The sequence below is a fragment of the Archangium sp. genome, from assembly GCF_036389735.1.
Lineage (GTDB): Bacteria > Myxococcota > Myxococcia > Myxococcales > Myxococcaceae > Archangium.
The window spans coordinates 1-2,236 of the sequence record NZ_DASVWK010000290.1 but is presented as its reverse complement, the minus strand read 5'-3'; the positions used below and the strand labels follow the sequence as shown (position 1 = coordinate 2,236).

The 2,236-nt window shown below is 68.6% G+C and carries 2 protein-coding genes; both read left to right on the top strand.

The window, feature by feature from the left end:
- Positions 1–1,343, top strand: a 1,343-nt coding sequence (gene pglZ, locus VF794_RS10315; protein ID WP_331109243.1) for a BREX-1 system phosphatase PglZ type B, incomplete at its 5' end; no start/stop codon positions are given.
- A partial coding sequence (locus VF794_RS10310) for a BREX system Lon protease-like protein BrxL (protein WP_331109241.1) occupies positions 1,340–2,236 on the top strand: 897 nt, incomplete at its 3' end. The genes pglZ and VF794_RS10310, both read left to right, overlap by 4 nt.

The window sequence follows — 2,236 nt, the reverse complement described above, 5'->3', positions numbered from 1 at the left end:
CCGAGCACGGGCCGCGTCGAGGCTGGGTATGGGCCAAGCTCGGCAAGGCGCGTATGGCGACGGTGCTCCGGCACCTTGTCGCCCTCGCCGACGCCACCGAGGCCCCGGTCGGTGGCAGTCACCTCGACGGCGTGGCGAGCTGGTATGCCTCGGCGGGCTGGAGGGCCGATGGGGCCGCCCTCGCCGCGCTGGCGCTCGCCGATCACGCCGATGGGGCCGCCATCTACGGAGCCGTCCGCGCGCTCTATCTGCCATGGCTCCAGCGGGCGGCCGAGCGGCTGCGCGAGATCGTCCAGACCAGTGGCTATCCCAAGCCACATGGCGTGCCCGTCGAGGACGGTACCTGTCTGCTGTTCGCGGACGGGCTGCGATGGGACGTGAGCGCGGTCCTGGCCGAGCGTCTGCTGACCGCCGGCAAGCGGGTGGCGCACGATGGGCGCTGGGTGGCCTTCCCGCCGGTCACCGGCACCTCGAAGCCCGACATCTCGGCGATTCGCGACCAGCTCACGGGAGGTGCGGGAGCGGCCGATTTCACGCCGTCGGTGAAGGCCACTGGCAAGACGTTGGACAGCGTGACCTTCCGCAAGTTGATGGCCGCGGCCGGCGTGCAGGTACTCGAGGGGACCGAGGTGGGCAACCCGTCCGGGCGAGGCTGGACTGAGTTCGGTGACATCGACAAGTACGGGCACAAGCACGGGTGCAAGACCGCGCGCCACGTCGATGACCAGCTCCGCGAGCTGGAGCAGCGTGTGGCCGAACTGCTGGCCGCCGGCTGGAAGAGAGTGCGCATCGCCACCGACCACGGCTGGTTGCTGGTGCCCGGCGGAATGCCTCCCGCCAAGGTGCCGGCGGGCCTCGCCGAAAGCCGGTGGGGCCGCTGCGCGGTGCTCAAGGCCACCTCCAAGGCCGATCTACCCGCGCTGCCCTGGGCCTGGGATGAGACGGTGGAGGTCACCTACGCCCCCGGCGTGGGTGCCTTCTACGCCAACACCGAGTACGCCCACGGCGGGCTCACGGTACAGGAGTGCTACACGCCCGTTCTGACTGTCACCCTTGACAAGCCCAACGTGGACGGCTCCATCGATGAGCTGAGGTGGCTCGGGATGCGCTGCAAGGTCAAGGTGTCCAGCTCCGCGTCCGGGCTGGTGGTGGACCTGCGCCGTAAGGTCGCGGACGCAGCGTCGAGCCTCGCCCTCGGCCCCAAGACCGTCGGGGCAGACGGTACCTGCTCCGTCCCAGTGGCTGACCCCGACCTTGCCGGCACCGCCGCCTTCGTCGTGCTCCTGGCCCCGGATGGCACCGTCCTCGACAAGAAACCCACGACCATCGGAGGCGACGCATGAGCGCCCACCTTGATGATCTCGACCGCCTGACCGCGAGTGCCTTCGAGGGCTACGTTGTTCGCAAGGACCTGGTGCGGTCCTTCGCACGACAGTACCCGGTGCCTACCTACGTCGCCGAGTTCCTGCTGGGCCGCTACTGCGCCACGACCGACGAGCAGGAGATCCAGGAGGGGCTTCAAATTGTCGCTCGGCAGCTCCAGAGCCGTAGTGTGCGCGCGGGCGAGGAGGAGCTGTTCAAAGCCCGGGCGCGCGAGGAGGGCTCCGTCCGCATCATCGACCTCGTTTCCGCGCGGCTCGATGCCAAGACCGACTCTTACATTGCCGAGTTGCCGAGTCTGCGCCTGCGCGATGTGCGCATCACGCCCGAGTTGGTCCGCCAGCACGAGCGGATGCTGACCGGCGGCTTCTACGCCGAGGTCGAGCTGGAGTACGACGCCGCCATCGCTCAGGAGGCCAGCGGGCGGCCCTTCGGCGTGGCCTCACTGCGGGAAATCCAGCTCTCCAAGCGTGACGTGCTCGGGGCGCTCGCCAAAGGCCGGCGGCAGATCAGCACGGCCGACTGGAAGCGGCTGCTCCTGCGCAGCATCGGCCTGGAGGGCGATCGCCTCACCGAGCGCCAGAAGGACGCCATCTTCTTGCGCATGGTCCCCTTCGTGGAGCGCAACTACAACCTCGTCGAGCTGGGGCCGCGTGGCACGGGCAAGAGCCACCTGTATCAGCAGGTATCGCCCTATGCGCATCTGATCTCGGGCGGCAAAGCCACTGTCGCCCGCATGTTCGTGAACAACAGCACCGGCCAGCGCGGCCTGGTCTGCCAGTACGACGTGATCTGCTTCGACGAGGTGTCGGGTGTCTCGTTCGAGACGAAGGAGGGCGTCAACATCCTCAAGGGC